Source organism: Priestia sp. ST2 (assembly GCF_055810735.1).
Genome location: NZ_JBVVNT010000002.1, coordinates 816,565 through 832,028, shown reverse-complemented (window position 1 = coordinate 832,028; position 15,464 = coordinate 816,565). Strand labels below are relative to the sequence as shown.

Sequence of the window (15,464 nt, the reverse complement as noted above, 5' to 3'; positions counted from 1 at the left end):
TATATAACAGGAGGCGAAACGTGATGAGTGACAAACAAAAAGAAGCCACCTTGCAAATTACGGGTATGACATGTGCAGCGTGTTCTAACCGAATTGAAAAAGGATTAAAAAAAATAGAAGGTGTAAAAGAAGCAAACGTAAATGTGGCTTTGGAAAGATCTACTATCATATTTGATCCGTCTAAAACAAGTCCACAGGCCTTTGAAGAAAAAATTGAAAAGCTTGGGTACGGAGTTGTAAGTGAAAAAGCCGAATTTGCTATTACGGGCATGACGTGCGCCGCTTGTTCGACTCGTATTGAAAAAGGGTTGAACAAATTAGAAGGCGTGACAAAGGCAAGTGTTAACCTTGCTTTAGAAACGGCTTCTGTTGAATACAGCCCTTCTCAAATAGCTCCGCAAGATATAACGAAGCGAGTTGAAAAGCTTGGATACGGAGCAAAGCTAAAGTCGGAAGAAAAAGAAGAAGAGCAAAGCTATAGAGAAAAAGAACTGAGTAAACAAAAAGGAAAGTTTTGGTTTTCATTTATTTTAAGCGTACCGTTATTATGGGCAATGGTTAGCCATTTTACGTTTACGTCGTTTATTCCTTTACCTCATATGCTGATGAATCCATGGGTTCAGCTTGCTTTAGCTACGCCTGTTCAATTCGTGGTAGGGAAGCAATTTTATGTAGGCGCATTTAAAGCTCTGCGTAACAAAAGTGCCAACATGGATGTTTTAGTAGCACTAGGCACAAGTGCAGCTTATTTCTACAGTCTATACTTTTCTCTTAAATCACTTGGGTCATCTGCTCATACGAATCAGCTTTACTATGAAACGAGCGCTATATTGATTACGCTGATTCTTTTAGGGAAATTATTTGAAGCAAACGCCAAAGGCCGTTCTTCAGAGGCAATTAAAAAGATGATGGGCTTACAGGCTAAAACGGCCGTTGTCATAAGAGACGGAGCGGAAGTTGAAATTCCAGTGGAAGAAGTCCAAAAAGGCGAAGTTATTTTTATTAAGCCTGGTGAAAAAGTGCCTGTAGACGGAGAGATTATTGAAGGGCAATCGGCCTTAGATGAGTCCATGCTGACAGGTGAAAGCGTACCGGTAGATAAAAACATTGGAGATAAAGTCATTGGGGCCACACTTAATAAAAATGGTTTTCTAAAAATAAAAGCTACAAACGTTGGCAGGGAGACGGCGCTTGCACAAATTATTAAAGTAGTAGAAGAAGCGCAGGGTTCTAAAGCGCCTATTCAGCGATTAGCTGATTATATCTCAGGTATATTCGTGCCAATTGTAGTCGGAATTGCACTTCTTACTTTCTTTGTTTGGTATATTTGGATTGCGCCTGGCGAATTTGCACCGGCTTTAGAAAAGCTCATTGCCGTACTAGTGATTGCATGTCCATGCGCGTTAGGCTTAGCTACTCCAACTTCCATTATGGCGGGGTCGGGCCGCGCAGCAGAATTTGGTATTTTGTTTAAAGGCGGGGAGCATTTAGAAGCAACGCATAAAATCGATACGATTCTTTTAGATAAAACGGGAACTGTTACAAATGGAACTCCCGAGTTAACCGATGTACGTATTGCACAAGACTACGAAGAAAATGAGCTATTGCAGTTAGTTGCATCGGCTGAGCGTTTGTCGGAGCATCCTCTCGCTCAAGCACTCGTAGCAGGTATAAAAAATAAAGGTATAGAGATTCAAGATCCGTTATCTTTTGAAGCTATTCCAGGGTATGGAGTGAAAGCAACTGTACAAGAGCGAGAGCTGTTAGTGGGAACAAGAAAGCTTATGAACCAACATAAAGTGAATATTGATACAGCCTTAGAAGAAATGACAAATTTAGAACGAGAAGGAAAAACGGTTATGCTCGTTGCTCTTGACGGAAAATATGCCGGCATGCTTGCTGTTGCAGATACCATTAAAGTGACTTCTAAAGAAGCAGTTTCCAGGTTAAAAGAAATGGGTTTAGAAGTGATGATGATTACAGGTGATAATCGTCAAACAGCTCAGGCTATTGCGATGCAAGCGGGTATTGAGCACGTTATAGCAGAAGTGTTGCCAGAAGGCAAAGCAGAAGAAGTAAAAAAGCTTCAGCAGCAAGGTAAAAAAGTCGCAATGGTAGGAGACGGTATTAATGATGCTCCTGCACTTGCGTTAGCTGATATTGGAATGGCCATCGGAACAGGAACGGATGTAGCGATGGAAGCCGCTGATATTACGCTGATGCGAGGAGACTTGATGAGCATTGCAGATGCGATTGAAATGAGTAGAAAAACGATTTCTAATATTAAACAAAATTTATTCTGGGCAATGGGCTACAACACGCTTGGTATTCCAATTGCAGCAGTTGGGCTGTTAGCCCCTTGGGTCGCTGGAGCTGCGATGGCCTTTAGTTCTGTATCGGTTGTATTAAATGCACTGCGATTGCAGAGAGTGAGGCTATAAGATATGAAAAAGTGGATCGTCTCAGCTATTTTGTACGTGCTCGCAGTCATAGCAGTATATGCTATGTGGGCAATATAAACTAAAAAATATTAGAGTCATCGAGTCATTCTCGGTGAAAGTGATCTAAAAGCAAAGCTGCTAAAGAATATTCTTTAGCAGCTTTGTTAGGTGCAAGGAATTTTTTTGATTCAATTCATACCCTTTAAGATGAAGGTCTTCTGGGTGTTTTTGCTGAGCAATTAGCACATCACGTCCATCATCCATAATCCAAATGAAATAATGACGGCTAGAACCATTTCCATAGGTAATGGTCATTTTGCAATCGATGCTCCCAGCAGATTCTTCATCTAAGAGAAGTTTCATATGCTGCGCTTTTTTAATACTGTTAGTGAATGCATTCATATCTTGTTCATCGATAAATGTTTTGAGCGTTTTCATTTTAATGGACGTTACTTCTATTTTTTGTACGCTAGATGAGAGAGTGGAGTGTGCGGAAGCAAAAGGGGCTCCAATCACCAAGCTAAACGCAAGTAACAGTGAGGACAGAGCAAAGCGTATTTTTAGCATGTTTCTTTCCTCCTTTTATTTTTATGTTTTTTCCTTATGGTAAGTGATTCATACGAGGGCCTTTTTTAGGCACAGGAATTATTCGTGCCCAATTACCTTCATCTTCACAAAATCTGCACAAATTCTGGCTACAATAAAGAAAAGAAGAAGAGTAGGCAAAGGTAAGTTGTTTCTAATGATTAAATGATTTTTATTTTAAAGTTTATTATGTGGAAAAGAGGGACTGTTATGAAAAAACAGCTATTTATTCTTGGGGCATCTGTCATTATTGGACTAAGCGGATGCGGAAACGATTCTAGTCATGAAAAGCCTTCAGCTGACAAAAACGAATCCATGCACGATCACTCAGAGATGAATCACTCTAGTTCAGGAGAGGTTCCAAAAGGATTAAAAAAAGCAGAGAATCCAACATATAAAGTTGGAGATAAAGCCGTTATAAAAGCAGATCATATGAAAGGCATGAACGGGGCTGAAGCAACGATTGCTGGTGCTTACGACACTACGGCCTATACCGTTTCGTATACGCCAAAGACTGGCGGGAAAAAAGTAAAAAATCATAAGTGGGTTATTCAAGAAGAAATAAAAGGTGCGGGTAACGAGCAGTTAAAGCCAGGTAGCGAAGTAACGCTTGAAGCAGATCATATGAAAGGTATGAAAGGGGCAAAAGCAACGATTGATTCAGCCGAAAAAACAACGGTATACATGGTAGACTACGCACCGACTACAGGCGGAGAGAAAGTAAAAAATCACAAGTGGGTAACCGAAAGTGAACTTTCAGCCAAATAGACTGTTAGCGAAAAAAGAGGCTAGTACAAAAGTATTTTAGGTGAAGGAAGATCCGAACGATGAATCGAGATTCTTGATTGAGAATCTCGATTCATCGTTCGGATTTTTTCGTTGTTATGGTGAATGTAGGTGGTTGCTTCTAGCTGTAGTTTGGATTGATTTAGTTATGACTTAATCTCTTTTTGTTTACTTCTTGTTTTATGTTTTATCATGAGGGATTTCTTGCATGATGGATGAAGAAAACGTATGTTTCTTTCAAAAGAAGTTGTGGTATTAAGTAGAATGCTACGGTAATAAAACGAACAAACTACTGATGAAAGGAGCTAGCTATGAGTGAACATACAGTAAAGCGAACAGGACGCACACGATGGTTCATTTCATCTTTGTTAAGCAGTATGATTATTTTAAATTATTTTGATCGTGTAGCGGTGTCAGTGGCCGCTCCTGCAATACAAGATGCATTTCACTTAACGGGAACAGAGCTCGGAATTGTCTTTTCTATTTATACGTATTCTTATACGATCATGCAAATACCTGCCGGAAGCTTGCTTGATCGGTTCGGAGTAGCATGGGTAACAAGAGTGGGTATGGTGATTTGGAGTTTATTAACGATGTCGATGGCATTTTTGCAAGGAAAACTTCTTCTCTATATCGTTCGATTTTTAATAGGAATAATGAGTGCTTCAGCTTTTCCAGCAGCGTCAAAAGCTACATCTCTATGGTTTCCTCCAAACGAAAGAAGCTTACCAAATTCTTTGTTTGATTCAGCAGCCAAATTTTCAAATGTACTTGGCGCGCCTCTTGTAGCATTTCTCATCACTAAATTTGATTGGCGCACAGCATTTTTATCCATTGGAATTATAAACGTGCTGTTTACGCTGCTGTTTTGGTTTTATTACGAAAAACCAGAAAAGCATAGACGCATATCAGATGATGAGCTGAAGTATATTCAAGAAAATAATTTAAATGCGAACGATGAACAAACATCAAAATTTTTACATACCTTAAAAGTATTATTTACGAATCGAAAAGTTTGGGGGCTAATGATTGGGTTTACAGGCTATGGATATACGTTTAATTTACTGTTAACGTGGCTGCCAACTTTTTTAAAAGAGAAATACGGTATGGATATCATGTCATCGGGTCTGCTTACGGCAGTCCCTTGGCTAATTGCTACATTTGCTGGCATTTTAGTTGGCGGTTGGCTTGTTGATTACCTCATAAAAAAAGGATATAACAGTCAAAAAGTATATCGCACGATCATTGTTGTAGGATTATGCTTAGGGTTTGTTTTTTTAGGTTCTATTTTCACCAATAGTGTTGTAGTAGCGATGATTTGTATCTCGATTGGACTGGCAGGTATATCTGCAACGGCACCAATCGGCTGGTCAATTTCTGCTGAAATTGCGCCTGCAGGCTCCATTTCTCTTCTCAGTTCTATTGTTAATTTAGCTAATAATTTGTTTGGTGGAATTATAGCTACAGCTTTAACGGGATATCTTTTGGATAAAACCGGTTCTTTTAATCTAAGCTTTATTGTAGCGGGAATTGTATTGTTGCTAGGCTTAATTTTTTATATTTATGTGTTGGGAGATATTAAACAAATTAAAATTCCAAAAAAACAACGTACGAAGTAAAACCCCATGACTCGCTATGGGGTTTTACTTTTGATTATAAATAACGACCTTGCTCATGCACTTAGTGATGTGAAAAGTCTAGTCTTCTGATCTGACGCTATTAAAAGGAGAAACAAGATGAATTTGTTTATTTGAAACATGTGCTAGGGGCTTGTTTTAAAATAGCATTGTTGGTATAGCATGTTCTTAAAAAGGTTAAGATGGTTTTTATGAAGAAATTCTGTGTCTATTTTTGTGATTTCAGCAGAAGTAGATATGAACCGCACTATAAAAAATAGAAAGGCAGAGGAACATGAATCATAAAGAAAGTGAAAACAATACTGAGTTAAATCAAAGTCATTTGTTAAAGGAGCCTCAACGTATAGAATTATCTAAGTATCAAATTTTAAAAGCACTGATACCTGTTATTATACTTGGGATTGTCGTTTTAGTTGCCGTATTACAAAATGATGGTCTTCTTAATTGGATTTAGGCATGCAATAAAAAGAAACTGCATATAGTGTAATTCAAATCGCTTGTACACAGTAGAGGGAAAGAGGGAGATACATGCCAAGAGTAACCGTTTTAGGATACGGAAGTTTTGAAGTGGCAAAAGGAAAAAAGCTTGTCTTGGCACTCGAAGACAACGGTATAAATATTCTTCATCGATGCGGCGGGAAAGCTAAATGCACGACTTGCAGGGTAGAAGTGCTTGAAGGTGAATATTGTGATTTAACACACGCAGAGAAAAATGCATACTCAGAAAGTTCAATTGAAGATCACTTGCGCTTATCATGTCAAATTCGTGTAAATGAAGATATCACCGTTCGGCCCATATTAACGGTAGAGAACTCAGGACGAGAAGCAGGACCTCGACCCGCAGAGTAGTCCTGGAATCGCAAAAAGCAGCGTGTGGAATGTTCAGCATGCTGCTTTTTTCATTTTTATTAAAAAATAACAAGAACAGCTGCGGGGAGAAAAAGCTGTTCTTGTTAAAGTAAAGTACCTACGGAATGATTCCTTTAAATTTTAGCATTCTGTAAGGGAAATAGTAAATCACTCAAAAGAGTGATTATGAAGGCTTTTTTCGAACCGTTATTTGTAAATAGGTTTAATTGGATGCTTCAATCACATCTCCATTTTTGTAAATATGATACCACCCTACGGTACCTGATCCGCCTTGATCCATCCAGTCTTTGTTTTTTGCTACGAATCTGTAGTAAGTTTTATCGTTGTTATCTTTCCGTAAGCGGTCGTCTGTACTGAAGACAATGTTGTCACCGAGTTCTTTTTTACCGAATGTAATAGCTGTGCTGACAGGAAATTGCTTTCTTTCTACCTTGTTCTCATCTAAAGCTGCCCATGTTAAGGGGCCAACAATACCATCTGGAGACAAGCTGTGATCGGTTTGAAATTCTTTTACTGCATTTTGTGTTTGCGTACCGAAAATTCCATCAACTGATGTGTTATACTTCACATCTTTTAAGCTTTGCTGTAAGTCCTTTACGTAGCTAGAGTGAGAACCTTTACGAAGCGTAGGCCTTGTTTCTGCTTTAGTTTCAATTTTTTGTGAGTAGGTATCTTTAGCAGCTGCTTCAGTAGTTGGAGTGCTGAATGCTACGCATGTTGTTACAAGGGTGAGAGTAGAAAGCATGACAAGTGTTTTTTTCGTTAACATGAAATAACCTCCTTGTTTTTAGCAACTATTTGTCGCTTTTCATGAGTTTTATAACTAATCAGTAGCTATAAAGTCAATTTATTATAGCGCAGACAGTTTTCTATTTGTTTTTATATTCCTATGATTATATAAGATAGTCATAAAAAACTAGTGAAGTAGATAAATCGTTCTATGTTTTCACTATAATTTCACTTTTCTCTGATACAGTACGGAATGAAAAATAGCAGGTGGAGTGTCTTGCATGATCATAGTGTGTTTTGCTGTATAGCACCCATAATAAATAAACGAATGAAGAGACTGCAAAGTGTCTTAGATCTCTTTGCAGTCTCTTCATGTTCAAGAGCTCTGCGTTCAAATAATAACTAGAAAGGAATTATGTGATGTCACCTCTGTATTCCCAGCATATAAGGAATCTTTTTTCGAAGCAAAAGTTTAATAAATTATCGCGTAAACAAATCTTTCTCTATATACTAGGAATTTGCTGTTTGTGTATAGCGCTAATAGTAACAAACCACAATTATTCGCTTTATAAAAAACCGATAGCGGAGGTAGTGAAGACGAATGTTGTAGAACAAAATAAATCTACTGATTTAAATCACAACAAAGATACCGTATATTCTCAAAAAATTGTTGCTAAAATCATGAACGGAAAATACAAAGGGAAGCTTATTCATTTAGAGAATACGTACTCATACTCAGGTGCTTATGATCAAAAGTACACTGTCGGAACAGATCTTTTTGTCTCCTTAGAAAAGAATTCACAGCATGCTTTAAGTGGCACGATTGAAGGAGTGAAGCGGGACACGCAGGTTACCGCTGTCGCGGGTTTATTTATATTAATTTTGCTGGCGATTGGAAAAAAACAAGGTTTTTATTCAATCATTAGCTTATTTATTAATATTGTACTTTTAATCGGGGTTCTCAATGTATATTTAGCACTAGGGAATGTGAGCTTGCTAGCTGTATGTATTGTTGCGGTCGTTCTTTTTACAGTTATTTCTTTATTATTAGTAAGCGGTAATCAAGAAAAAACGCATGTAGCAATTATTTCAACTTTAATAGGTACGTTTGTTTCTCTATTAATTGCGTACATCGTCATGCAGCTAACAGATTCGAACGGTCTTCATTATGAAGGAATGGAGTTTGTGACGATTCCTCCTCAAAAAATATTTATGAGTGAGGTACTGATAGGATCATTAGGAGCTGTGATGGATGTAGCTATTACCATTACTTCTTCTGTTTATGAACTATATGAAAAGAATAAAGAGATAGCGCACAAAGACTTACTGAAATCGGGCAAGGAAATTGGCGGAGACATTATGGGAGCCATGACGAATATTTTATTTTTTTCATATATAAGTGGAACAATTCCAATGGTCCTTCTTTATTTAAAAAACGGTTCTCCTTTAGGATACACGTTTTCAATGAATTTCTCGTTAGAGTTAATCCGTGCTCTTACTGGCAGCATTGGCATTGTGCTAACGATTCCAATTACACTCTATCTTTCGATTCTTTTTATTTTTAGGAAGGGGAACAGAAAGTGAACGTTTTACTGTTGCTTGCTCTTATTTTATTTATTCTGATGAGTATGGTGGGCGGAAAAAAAGGAATTAGATCTTTCCTTGCTTTGTTCTTGAATTTTGGCGTTATTTTTCTAACCATTCTCTTTATGCTGTCTATAAAAAATACGATTATTGTTACGTTGATCGCTTGTACAATCATTAGCTGTATTAATTTATTTTATATTAATAAATTCAATCATAAAACGCTTGCTGCGTTTGTTTCAACGATTATTACCTTAGCCGTTTTAGTACTCTTTATTTTTATCATTGAACATCATGCCATGATTCAAGGGTTTGGAGAAGAACAAGAAGAAGAAATTAACGCTTTTTCACTTTACGTTGGAATTGACTTTGCTAAAATAGCCATTTGTACAATTATTATGGGAGCCATAGGAGCGATCATTGATATTTCGCTATCTATTTCATCTTCTATGAATGAATTATTTGTTCATGACCCGTCCGTAACTAAAAAAAATCTCTTCAATTCAGGACTGAAAATTGGAAGAGATATTTTAGGCACTACAACCAATACACTGTATTTTGCATTTGTAGGGGGATATTTGACTTTAATTATATGGTTTAAGAGATTGTCGTATTCGTTTGGAGATATTATCAATTCAAAAACCTTTTGTGCAGAAGTCATTTCTATCTTAAGCGGAGGCATTGGTGTAGCCATTATTATTCCAATTACTTCGTGGATTAGTGCCTCTATTTTTTTACAAAAAAGAGAAAAAGCGAACCATATGTACAAATAAAAAAAGAAAAAATTTAAGAAAATGCCCATCCAACTGGTAGTCAGTAATATTTGGATGGGCATTCACATTATTGGTGGAATGTTGAAAAGAAACTTAATGTAGGCTGGAAGTTATAGTTGAACGAAGGATTATTCTCTATTTTTCTTACTGATAGATAATAAGAAAAGGCCAGGAAGCAGAATTTACAGGAGAAGCAGCTTTTACAAGGACGGTCTCACCGTTTGCTGGAAGCAGATTTTTAAACACATAAATTCTACGCTCACCTCTTGGAGATCCAGGTCCTCTGGAGGTTTTTTGGTGTATAATATTTCGTTCATTTTTTGGATCGAGTACCCAATGTGCGTACCAAATCTGCCGTAAAAATTGTCTATTTGTACTTTGCGAACGTTCATCAAATATACAGTGATTCACTTGGCCTGTCCAATATAGATATCGCCCATTTCCTATATGCCATTCATCTCCTATCCGATATCTGATTCCTACACATTCACCAGGATAGATAATATCAGGGATATTATAATGATTCTCTCTTTGACAGCTAGGGTCACTATATTGTGTATAAGGCGTAACTTCTACTTTTTCTAACTGATTTTTTCTAAAATACAAATACTGCTGCGTGACTTGGCCTGTCGTTCGGTTTACGGCTCGGTGGCTAAGAAGAATACCATTATAAGTCTGTAACTTTGTGTTATCGATGCTTCTTGTAACCGTTAAGGTACCAGCATTTGAGCTTATGACGCCGCCTACTAATCTTCCATTATGAACACAGTACCCGTTTCTGCAAGAGGCACCGGCATTAGCTCGATATAGAACTCCTACGCATGTCCCACTATTAATTAAAGTCAATTATATTCACCTCGCATTCCAACTTGTTTTATAGAAACAGCTTTCGAAAGTGCTCTTCGGTTGAAACTCTTTCTATAGATCATCCGGCCCGTATCGATAGGAAGGCTGTGTTTGAATAAAGTAGCCATTTCGTACTTGAGCCACCCAGTTTTGAAATATTTCTCTCCATTCAACACGGTTAAAAAACTCATCAAGCGGTTTTGTAGAATCTCATTCAATAATAAAGAAAGGAACTACTGATGGATTCCAAACGCCTATACTATTGACACCTGATTCTTTGATAAGAAGTAAAGGCAGGCCTCGTTGGTAACCCATGCTTGGCTCTATTTGTAAAAACGGAGCACCTTCCCATGATGGTGGCGGAGGTGTACCGCCGGGAATATTCGTCATGGTATAATTGGCAAAGACTTGCTGCATATTCACCGCGATCAACCCATAGCTAGAGAGTATCATTCGGCGAACGCTTGTTATTGTTTTATTAGGATATTGCTCTGTATCAGGCAGTGTACGAGGGAAAAGAAGAGCACGTTCAATTTCATCAATTAAACGATTAAGAAATCTTGTTTGAGTAGTATTAAGCATAGAAGGGTGGCTGAGGAATACAGGGATTTTAAAAGCTCTGTCGGCTGTATTTTTCAAAGGAATTTTAGGGGAAGCAGAGGGCGATACTTTATTGTCTCTAAGAGAGTAAGGCTTGTCTACATAATATTTACCATCTTGAGGGTTATAATAGGAATAATGTTTTTTTATCATAATCATCTTTTCTTATTTTTCTCTATATTTTATGCGGATCGACAAAATAAGTATGTATGTTTGTCCAAGGACATTAGGAGCATTTTTACGAGAAAATATACCTATAGTATTATGTGCTAGATTTTGTTTAGATTAGTAGGGGAAAAATAACTTCTTTAAATCCTTAGACAACTACTAAATCACTTTTAGTTTACTAAAAAATTGTAAAGCATTTAGAAATCAATTATAGTAATGAGCATTAATACATAAGCACATTATTATCTATCAACTGAAAGGGAGTAGGAGGTATTCATTAATGAGCACAAAATCTATAGATAGTATTGAAAAAGCAGCCCAAATCTTAAAATTATTGGGAGATAAAACAAGGCTTTCGATGGTTAAATTAATAGAGAACAATGAATGCTGTGTTTGTGAGTTCGTAGATATCTATCAAGCTAGCCAACCTTCAATTAGTCAGCATTTACGAAAATTAAGAGATGCTGAACTTGTGAAGGAAAGAAGAAAAGGGCAATGGGTTTTTTATTCTCTTAATAAAGAAAGCCAGTACTATGAGTTTGTTCTGGGCATACTTGAATCTGTACCAAGTCAGGACGAACGTTTAAAAGAGCTGGAAAAACAAGGACTGTGTATTAGTTGTTGTGAATAATTGGAGGTTTAAAAAGTGGCATCAGTTGTACTAGCATCATTGATTTTTTTAGTAACATTAATTTTTGTCATTTGGCAGCCGAAAAATTTATCAATCGGCTGGTCGGCTTGCGGGGGAGCTATGATTGCTTTACTGGCAGGCGTTGTTGATTTTCAAGACGTTCTTGAGGTAACCAGCATTGTGTGGAATGCGACTCTTACGTTTATTGCTATTATTATTATTTCTTTAATTTTAGATGAAATTGGTTTCTTTGAATGGGCAGCGCTTCATATGGCTAGAGCTGCAGGAGGGAACGGCGTGCGTATGTTTGTGTACGTGTCTCTTCTTGGAGCCGTTGTAGCAGCGCTATTTGCTAATGACGGAGCAGCGTTGATTTTAACACCCATTGTACTAGCCATGGTTCGGGCATTAAAGTTCGACGATAAAATGGTTTTTCCGTTTATTATCGCAAGTGGATTTATTGCAGATACAACGTCGCTGCCCCTTGTTGTTAGTAACTTAGTAAATATCGTATCAGCCGACTTCTTCGGTATTAGCTTTTCTGAATTTGCATCACGCATGATTGTTCCAGATTTGGTTTCTCTGTTTGCAAGTATTATGGTCTTATATCTGTATTTCCGCAAAAGAATTCCTAAGAAATACAATGTAGCAGATTTACAGAAGCCAGTGGATGCCATCAAAGATGAAAAGATGTTTCGATTATCTGGAATTGTCTTAGTTTTGTTAGTGCTAGGCTATTTAATTGGAGAATTCTTTAGCGTCCCTGTTTCGATTATTGCAGGTATTATTGCTATTCTGTTTTTGATGATGGCTAAAAAAAGCCGAGCGGTTCATACAAAAAAAGTGTTACGGGGAGCTCCATGGGCGATTGTCTTTTTCTCTATCGGCATGTATGTTGTTGTATACGGCTTGCGTAATGCTGGTTTAACAGAAATTCTGGCTGACGTGATCCAAGCAACGGCTAGTCATGGACTGTTTGCAGCAACAATTGGCATGGGATTCACTGCGGCTATTCTTTCATCGATTATGAACAATATGCCAACGGTTATGATTGATGCACTAGCAATCGATGCAACACACGCGGCTGGAACAATCAAGGAAGCGTTGATTTATGCAAACGTTATTGGATCGGATTTAGGTCCGAAAATTACCCCGATTGGTTCTTTAGCGACGCTTTTATGGCTTCATGTTCTTTCAACAAAAGGCGTGAAAATTTCATGGGGAACGTATCTTAAAACGGGTATTATCTTAACGATTCCGACATTGTTTATTACGCTTGTTGGTTTGTATGTTTGGTTATTGATTATTTCATAACACGTCCAGATTTGTTTTAGTCGATATGATAATGGCTGTTGCCAGAAAAATTCAGATATGTATCAAAGCTGTAGAAAATGATCTACAGCTTTTTTATTGAAAAGCTATAACGGACAGCGACGCGTTTTTAAAATGAGATAGGTATCTCTCATCTAAACTACTTTTCTCCTCATTCATACTCCAACAGCTCTTTCTATGATAAAATAATAAAACTGACTAAGTTTCACATGGAAATTTGAAATGTAAGGTGATTAAATACATGAAGTTAATTATTGCAGAAAAGCCGGATCAAGGATCGACTCTAGCTTCACAGTTTAAGCCGAAGCGTCACGACGGCTATTTAGAGATTCCACCGAATGAAGTGTTTACAGACGGAGCGTATGTGACGTGGGCAGTGGGGCATTTATGTCAGCTTGTAAGTCCGGAAGATTATAAGCCGGAGTGGAAAAAGTGGTCAATTGACACGCTGCCGATGATTCCAGACCGCTTTCAATATGAAGTGACGCGCTCAAAAGCTAAGCAGTTTCAAGTGGTAAAAAAACTGCTTAAAAAGCCGACGGTCACAGAAATTATTCATGCGGGAGATGCGGGGCGTGAAGGAGAATTGATTGTTCGTAATATCATTCAGCTTTCAGGTGTGCATAAGCCGATGAAGCGATTGTGGATTTCTTCTTTAACGCCAAAGGCCATTTATGATGGGTTTCAACAGTTAAAAGACGAAAGCGATACGCGTAACCTTTATTATGAAGCATATACAAGAGCATGTGCGGATTGGGTCGTTGGGATGAATGCTTCACGGGTGTATAGCATTTTGTTAAAAAAGCATGGTATGTCAGATGTTTTTTCGGCAGGGCGCGTGCAGACGCCAACTCTTGCTTTGATCGTGAAGCGTGAAAAAGAAATTGATAACTTTAAATCAGAGCCTTTTTGGGAAGTGCTTGCTAAGTTTGATATTGAAGGAAAGAAGTATGAAGGCAAATGGCATCAAGACGGAGAATCGCGTCTTAAAGAAAAAGAAATGGCCTATAAAATTGCTCAGTTTTGCGAAGGAAAAGACGCGGAAGTTCATGAACTCGTAACGGAGCGAAAAGAGTTCCAGCCGCCTTTATTATTTAACCTATCATCACTTCAAGCAACCGCCAATAAAGCGTTTAAGTTTTCTCCTAAAAAGACGCTTGATGTGCTGCAAGGGCTGTATCAGAAAGGAATTGTTTCTTATCCAAGATCAGACTCAAACTATGTAACAGAAGGAGAAGCGGAAACGTTTCCTGAGATTTTAGAAAAACTGAGTGCTTTTTCTGAATACGAACATTTATTTCCGCTTCCTTACTCTTCAGTCCTGGGAAATAAACGCTATGTAAATGCAAAAAAAGTGAGCGATCACTATGCGATTATTCCAACGGAACAAGTGAAGGACCCCAGCAAACTGTCAGGAGACGAACAGAAAATTTACGACCTAGTCGTAAGACGTCTAATTGCGGCACACTATGAAAAAGCGATTTTCGACTATACAACGATTACGACACTCGTGGAAAAGCGAGCAGCTTTTATTTCAAAAGGAAAGCAGCAAATTCAAGAAGGCTGGCGCAAAGTAATTTTTCAAAACGAGAAAGACGACGACGTTATTCTTCCGAATGTCCAAGAAGGGGAAGAAGGAAAAGTTGTTAAAGTAGACGTAAAAGAAGGTAAAACACAGCCTCCAAAACGCTACACGGAAGGTCAGTTGATTACGCTGATGAAGACAGCGGGCAAGCATTTGGATAATGATGAGCTGGAGAAAATTTTAGCAAAGTCAGAAGGGTTAGGGACTGAAGCTACGCGTGCGGGAATCATTACAATGCTTAAAGACCGTAAATATATTGATGTGAAAAAAAACCAAGTGTTTGCGACTGATAAAGGAAAGGTATTGATTGACGCGATTGGCGATAAAATTTTAGCTTCACCAGAAATGACGGCTAAGTGGGAGCAGCGTTTAGCTGAAATTGGAGAAGGAGCAGCATCGGCCGCTGCTTTTATGGAACAAACAAAAAAGCTGTCAGCTAAAATTATCGAAGACGCTGTCGAAGCAGAAAGTAAGTGGAACTTCAGCGGATACGACACTGAATCCATTCAGCGAAAAGGAAAAGGTAAAGGTAAAAGCTTCTCTTCTAAATCGTTTGGTTCGTGTAAGCTTTGCGACGGAAAAGTAGTCGATAAAGGTTCATTTTACGGATGCTCAAACTATGCAAAAACCAAATGCACGTTTACCGTATCGAAAAAGATTTTAGGTAAAACAGTCACCCAAGCTAATTTAAAAAAACTGTTAAGCGAAGGACAGACAGATTTGATTGAAGGCTTTAAAAAAGGCGATAAAACCTTTAATGCCAAGTTAGAATGGAAAGAAAATAAAGTGCAGTTTTTATTTGAAAAATAGAGGGATAAAAAGCGTTTGCTAAAGAGCAGGCGCTTTTTACATGCGAAGAAACAGGATTTCTCCAGCTTTTCTAGAAGTTCTTACATA

General features: G+C 37.9%; 14 protein-coding genes. 10 read left to right on the top strand and 4 right to left on the bottom strand.

Annotated features, from left to right (window positions below; genetic code table 11):
• The first annotated feature begins 23 nt into the window (after positions 1 to 23).
• On the top strand, positions 24 to 2,441 hold the full coding sequence (locus AC0KUU_RS10710; RefSeq protein WP_322551972.1) for a heavy metal translocating P-type ATPase: 2,418 nt from the start codon (positions 24 to 26) through the stop codon (positions 2,439 to 2,441).
• Between the two features lie 138 nt (positions 2,442 to 2,579).
• Here AC0KUU_RS10710 and AC0KUU_RS10705 read toward each other — a convergent pair whose 3' ends face one another.
• The gene (locus tag AC0KUU_RS10705) at positions 2,580 to 3,008 is read right to left on the bottom strand and encodes a hypothetical protein (RefSeq protein WP_097823663.1); all 429 of its coding nucleotides are present in this window, start codon (positions 3,006 to 3,008) and stop codon (positions 2,580 to 2,582) included.
• Between the two features lie 228 nt (positions 3,009 to 3,236).
• On the opposite strand from AC0KUU_RS10705, the gene AC0KUU_RS10700 reads away from it, so the two are divergent.
• From AC0KUU_RS10700 to AC0KUU_RS10685, 4 genes are all read left to right on the top strand, one after another.
• Positions 3,237 to 3,794, top strand: a complete 558-nt coding sequence (locus tag AC0KUU_RS10700) for a YdhK family protein (protein ID WP_016763789.1) — start codon at positions 3,237 to 3,239, stop codon at positions 3,792 to 3,794.
• 329 nt (positions 3,795 to 4,123) lie between these two features.
• A complete protein-coding gene (locus AC0KUU_RS10695) occupies positions 4,124 to 5,431 on the top strand; it encodes an MFS transporter (RefSeq protein WP_162214078.1) in 1,308 nt (435 codons plus the stop codon).
• 292 nt (positions 5,432 to 5,723) lie between these two features.
• Positions 5,724 to 5,903 carry a hypothetical protein gene (locus tag AC0KUU_RS10690; RefSeq protein ID WP_013082801.1) on the top strand — a complete coding sequence of 60 codons (180 nt, stop codon included), beginning with the start codon at positions 5,724 to 5,726 and terminating at the stop codon, positions 5,901 to 5,903.
• A gap of 74 nt (positions 5,904 to 5,977) precedes the next feature.
• Positions 5,978 to 6,298, top strand: a complete 321-nt coding sequence (locus AC0KUU_RS10685; protein WP_013082802.1) for a 2Fe-2S iron-sulfur cluster-binding protein — start codon at positions 5,978 to 5,980, stop codon at positions 6,296 to 6,298.
• A 223-nt stretch (positions 6,299 to 6,521) separates the two neighbouring features.
• Here the strand turns inward: AC0KUU_RS10685 and AC0KUU_RS10680 are convergent, their stop codons facing one another.
• A complete protein-coding gene (locus AC0KUU_RS10680) occupies positions 6,522 to 7,088 on the bottom strand; it encodes a peptidoglycan-binding domain-containing protein (protein ID WP_043981970.1) in 567 nt (188 codons plus the stop codon).
• A gap of 551 nt (positions 7,089 to 7,639) precedes the next feature.
• Here AC0KUU_RS10680 and AC0KUU_RS10675 point away from each other — a divergent pair.
• Positions 7,640 to 8,632 carry a YibE/F family protein gene (locus AC0KUU_RS10675; protein WP_322551973.1) on the top strand — a complete coding sequence of 331 codons (993 nt, stop codon included), beginning with the start codon at positions 7,640 to 7,642 and terminating at the stop codon, positions 8,630 to 8,632.
• Positions 8,629 to 9,405 carry a YibE/F family protein gene (locus AC0KUU_RS10670; RefSeq protein ID WP_043981974.1) on the top strand — a complete coding sequence of 259 codons (777 nt, stop codon included), beginning with the start codon at positions 8,629 to 8,631 and terminating at the stop codon, positions 9,403 to 9,405. Before AC0KUU_RS10675 ends, AC0KUU_RS10670 begins: the two co-directional genes overlap by 4 nt.
• 144 nt (positions 9,406 to 9,549) lie before the next feature.
• On the opposite strand, the gene AC0KUU_RS10665 is transcribed toward AC0KUU_RS10670, so the two are convergent.
• Both AC0KUU_RS10665 and AC0KUU_RS10660 read right to left on the bottom strand, forming a co-directional pair.
• Complete coding sequence (locus AC0KUU_RS10665) at positions 9,550 to 10,251, bottom strand: hypothetical protein (RefSeq protein ID WP_322551974.1); 702 nt, start codon at positions 10,249 to 10,251, stop codon at positions 9,550 to 9,552.
• A 210-nt stretch (positions 10,252 to 10,461) separates the two neighbouring features.
• Positions 10,462 to 11,004 carry a hypothetical protein gene (locus tag AC0KUU_RS10660; protein WP_322551975.1) on the bottom strand — a complete coding sequence of 181 codons (543 nt, stop codon included), beginning with the start codon at positions 11,002 to 11,004 and terminating at the stop codon, positions 10,462 to 10,464.
• A gap of 295 nt (positions 11,005 to 11,299) precedes the next feature.
• Between AC0KUU_RS10660 and AC0KUU_RS10655 the strand changes: the two genes are divergently transcribed.
• The 3 genes from AC0KUU_RS10655 (at position 11,300) to AC0KUU_RS10645 (ending at position 15,377) form a co-directional block, all read left to right on the top strand.
• On the top strand, positions 11,300 to 11,650 hold the full coding sequence (locus AC0KUU_RS10655; RefSeq protein ID WP_473452191.1) for an ArsR/SmtB family transcription factor: 351 nt from the start codon (positions 11,300 to 11,302) through the stop codon (positions 11,648 to 11,650).
• A 15-nt stretch (positions 11,651 to 11,665) separates the two neighbouring features.
• On the top strand, positions 11,666 to 12,964 hold the full coding sequence (locus AC0KUU_RS10650) for an arsenical efflux pump membrane protein ArsB (RefSeq protein ID WP_043981978.1): 1,299 nt from the start codon (positions 11,666 to 11,668) through the stop codon (positions 12,962 to 12,964).
• A gap of 259 nt (positions 12,965 to 13,223) precedes the next feature.
• Positions 13,224 to 15,377: a DNA topoisomerase III gene (locus tag AC0KUU_RS10645; RefSeq protein ID WP_043981980.1), complete on the top strand. Its 2,154-nt coding sequence runs from the start codon at positions 13,224 to 13,226 to the stop codon at positions 15,375 to 15,377.
• Positions 15,378 to 15,464 lie beyond the last annotated feature (87 nt).

Coding starts and splice junctions, on each gene's coding strand:
- AC0KUU_RS10690 (WP_013082801.1), top strand. CDS start 5,724: ATGAATCATAAAGAAAGTGAAAACAATACTGAGTTAAATCAAAGTCAT.
- AC0KUU_RS10680 (WP_043981970.1), bottom strand. CDS start 7,088: ATGTTAACGAAAAAAACACTTGTCATGCTTTCTACTCTCACCCTTGTA.
- AC0KUU_RS10660 (WP_322551975.1), bottom strand. CDS start 11,004: ATGATAAAAAAACATTATTCCTATTATAACCCTCAAGATGGTAAATAT.
- AC0KUU_RS10645 (WP_043981980.1), top strand. CDS start 13,224: ATGAAGTTAATTATTGCAGAAAAGCCGGATCAAGGATCGACTCTAGCT.
- AC0KUU_RS10695 (WP_162214078.1), top strand. CDS start 4,124: ATGAGTGAACATACAGTAAAGCGAACAGGACGCACACGATGGTTCATT.
- AC0KUU_RS10710 (WP_322551972.1), top strand. CDS start 24: ATGAGTGACAAACAAAAAGAAGCCACCTTGCAAATTACGGGTATGACA.
- AC0KUU_RS10655 (WP_473452191.1), top strand. CDS start 11,300: ATGAGCACAAAATCTATAGATAGTATTGAAAAAGCAGCCCAAATCTTA.
- AC0KUU_RS10700 (WP_016763789.1), top strand. CDS start 3,237: ATGAAAAAACAGCTATTTATTCTTGGGGCATCTGTCATTATTGGACTA.
- AC0KUU_RS10705 (WP_097823663.1), bottom strand. CDS start 3,008: ATGCTAAAAATACGCTTTGCTCTGTCCTCACTGTTACTTGCGTTTAGC.
- AC0KUU_RS10685 (WP_013082802.1), top strand. CDS start 5,978: ATGCCAAGAGTAACCGTTTTAGGATACGGAAGTTTTGAAGTGGCAAAA.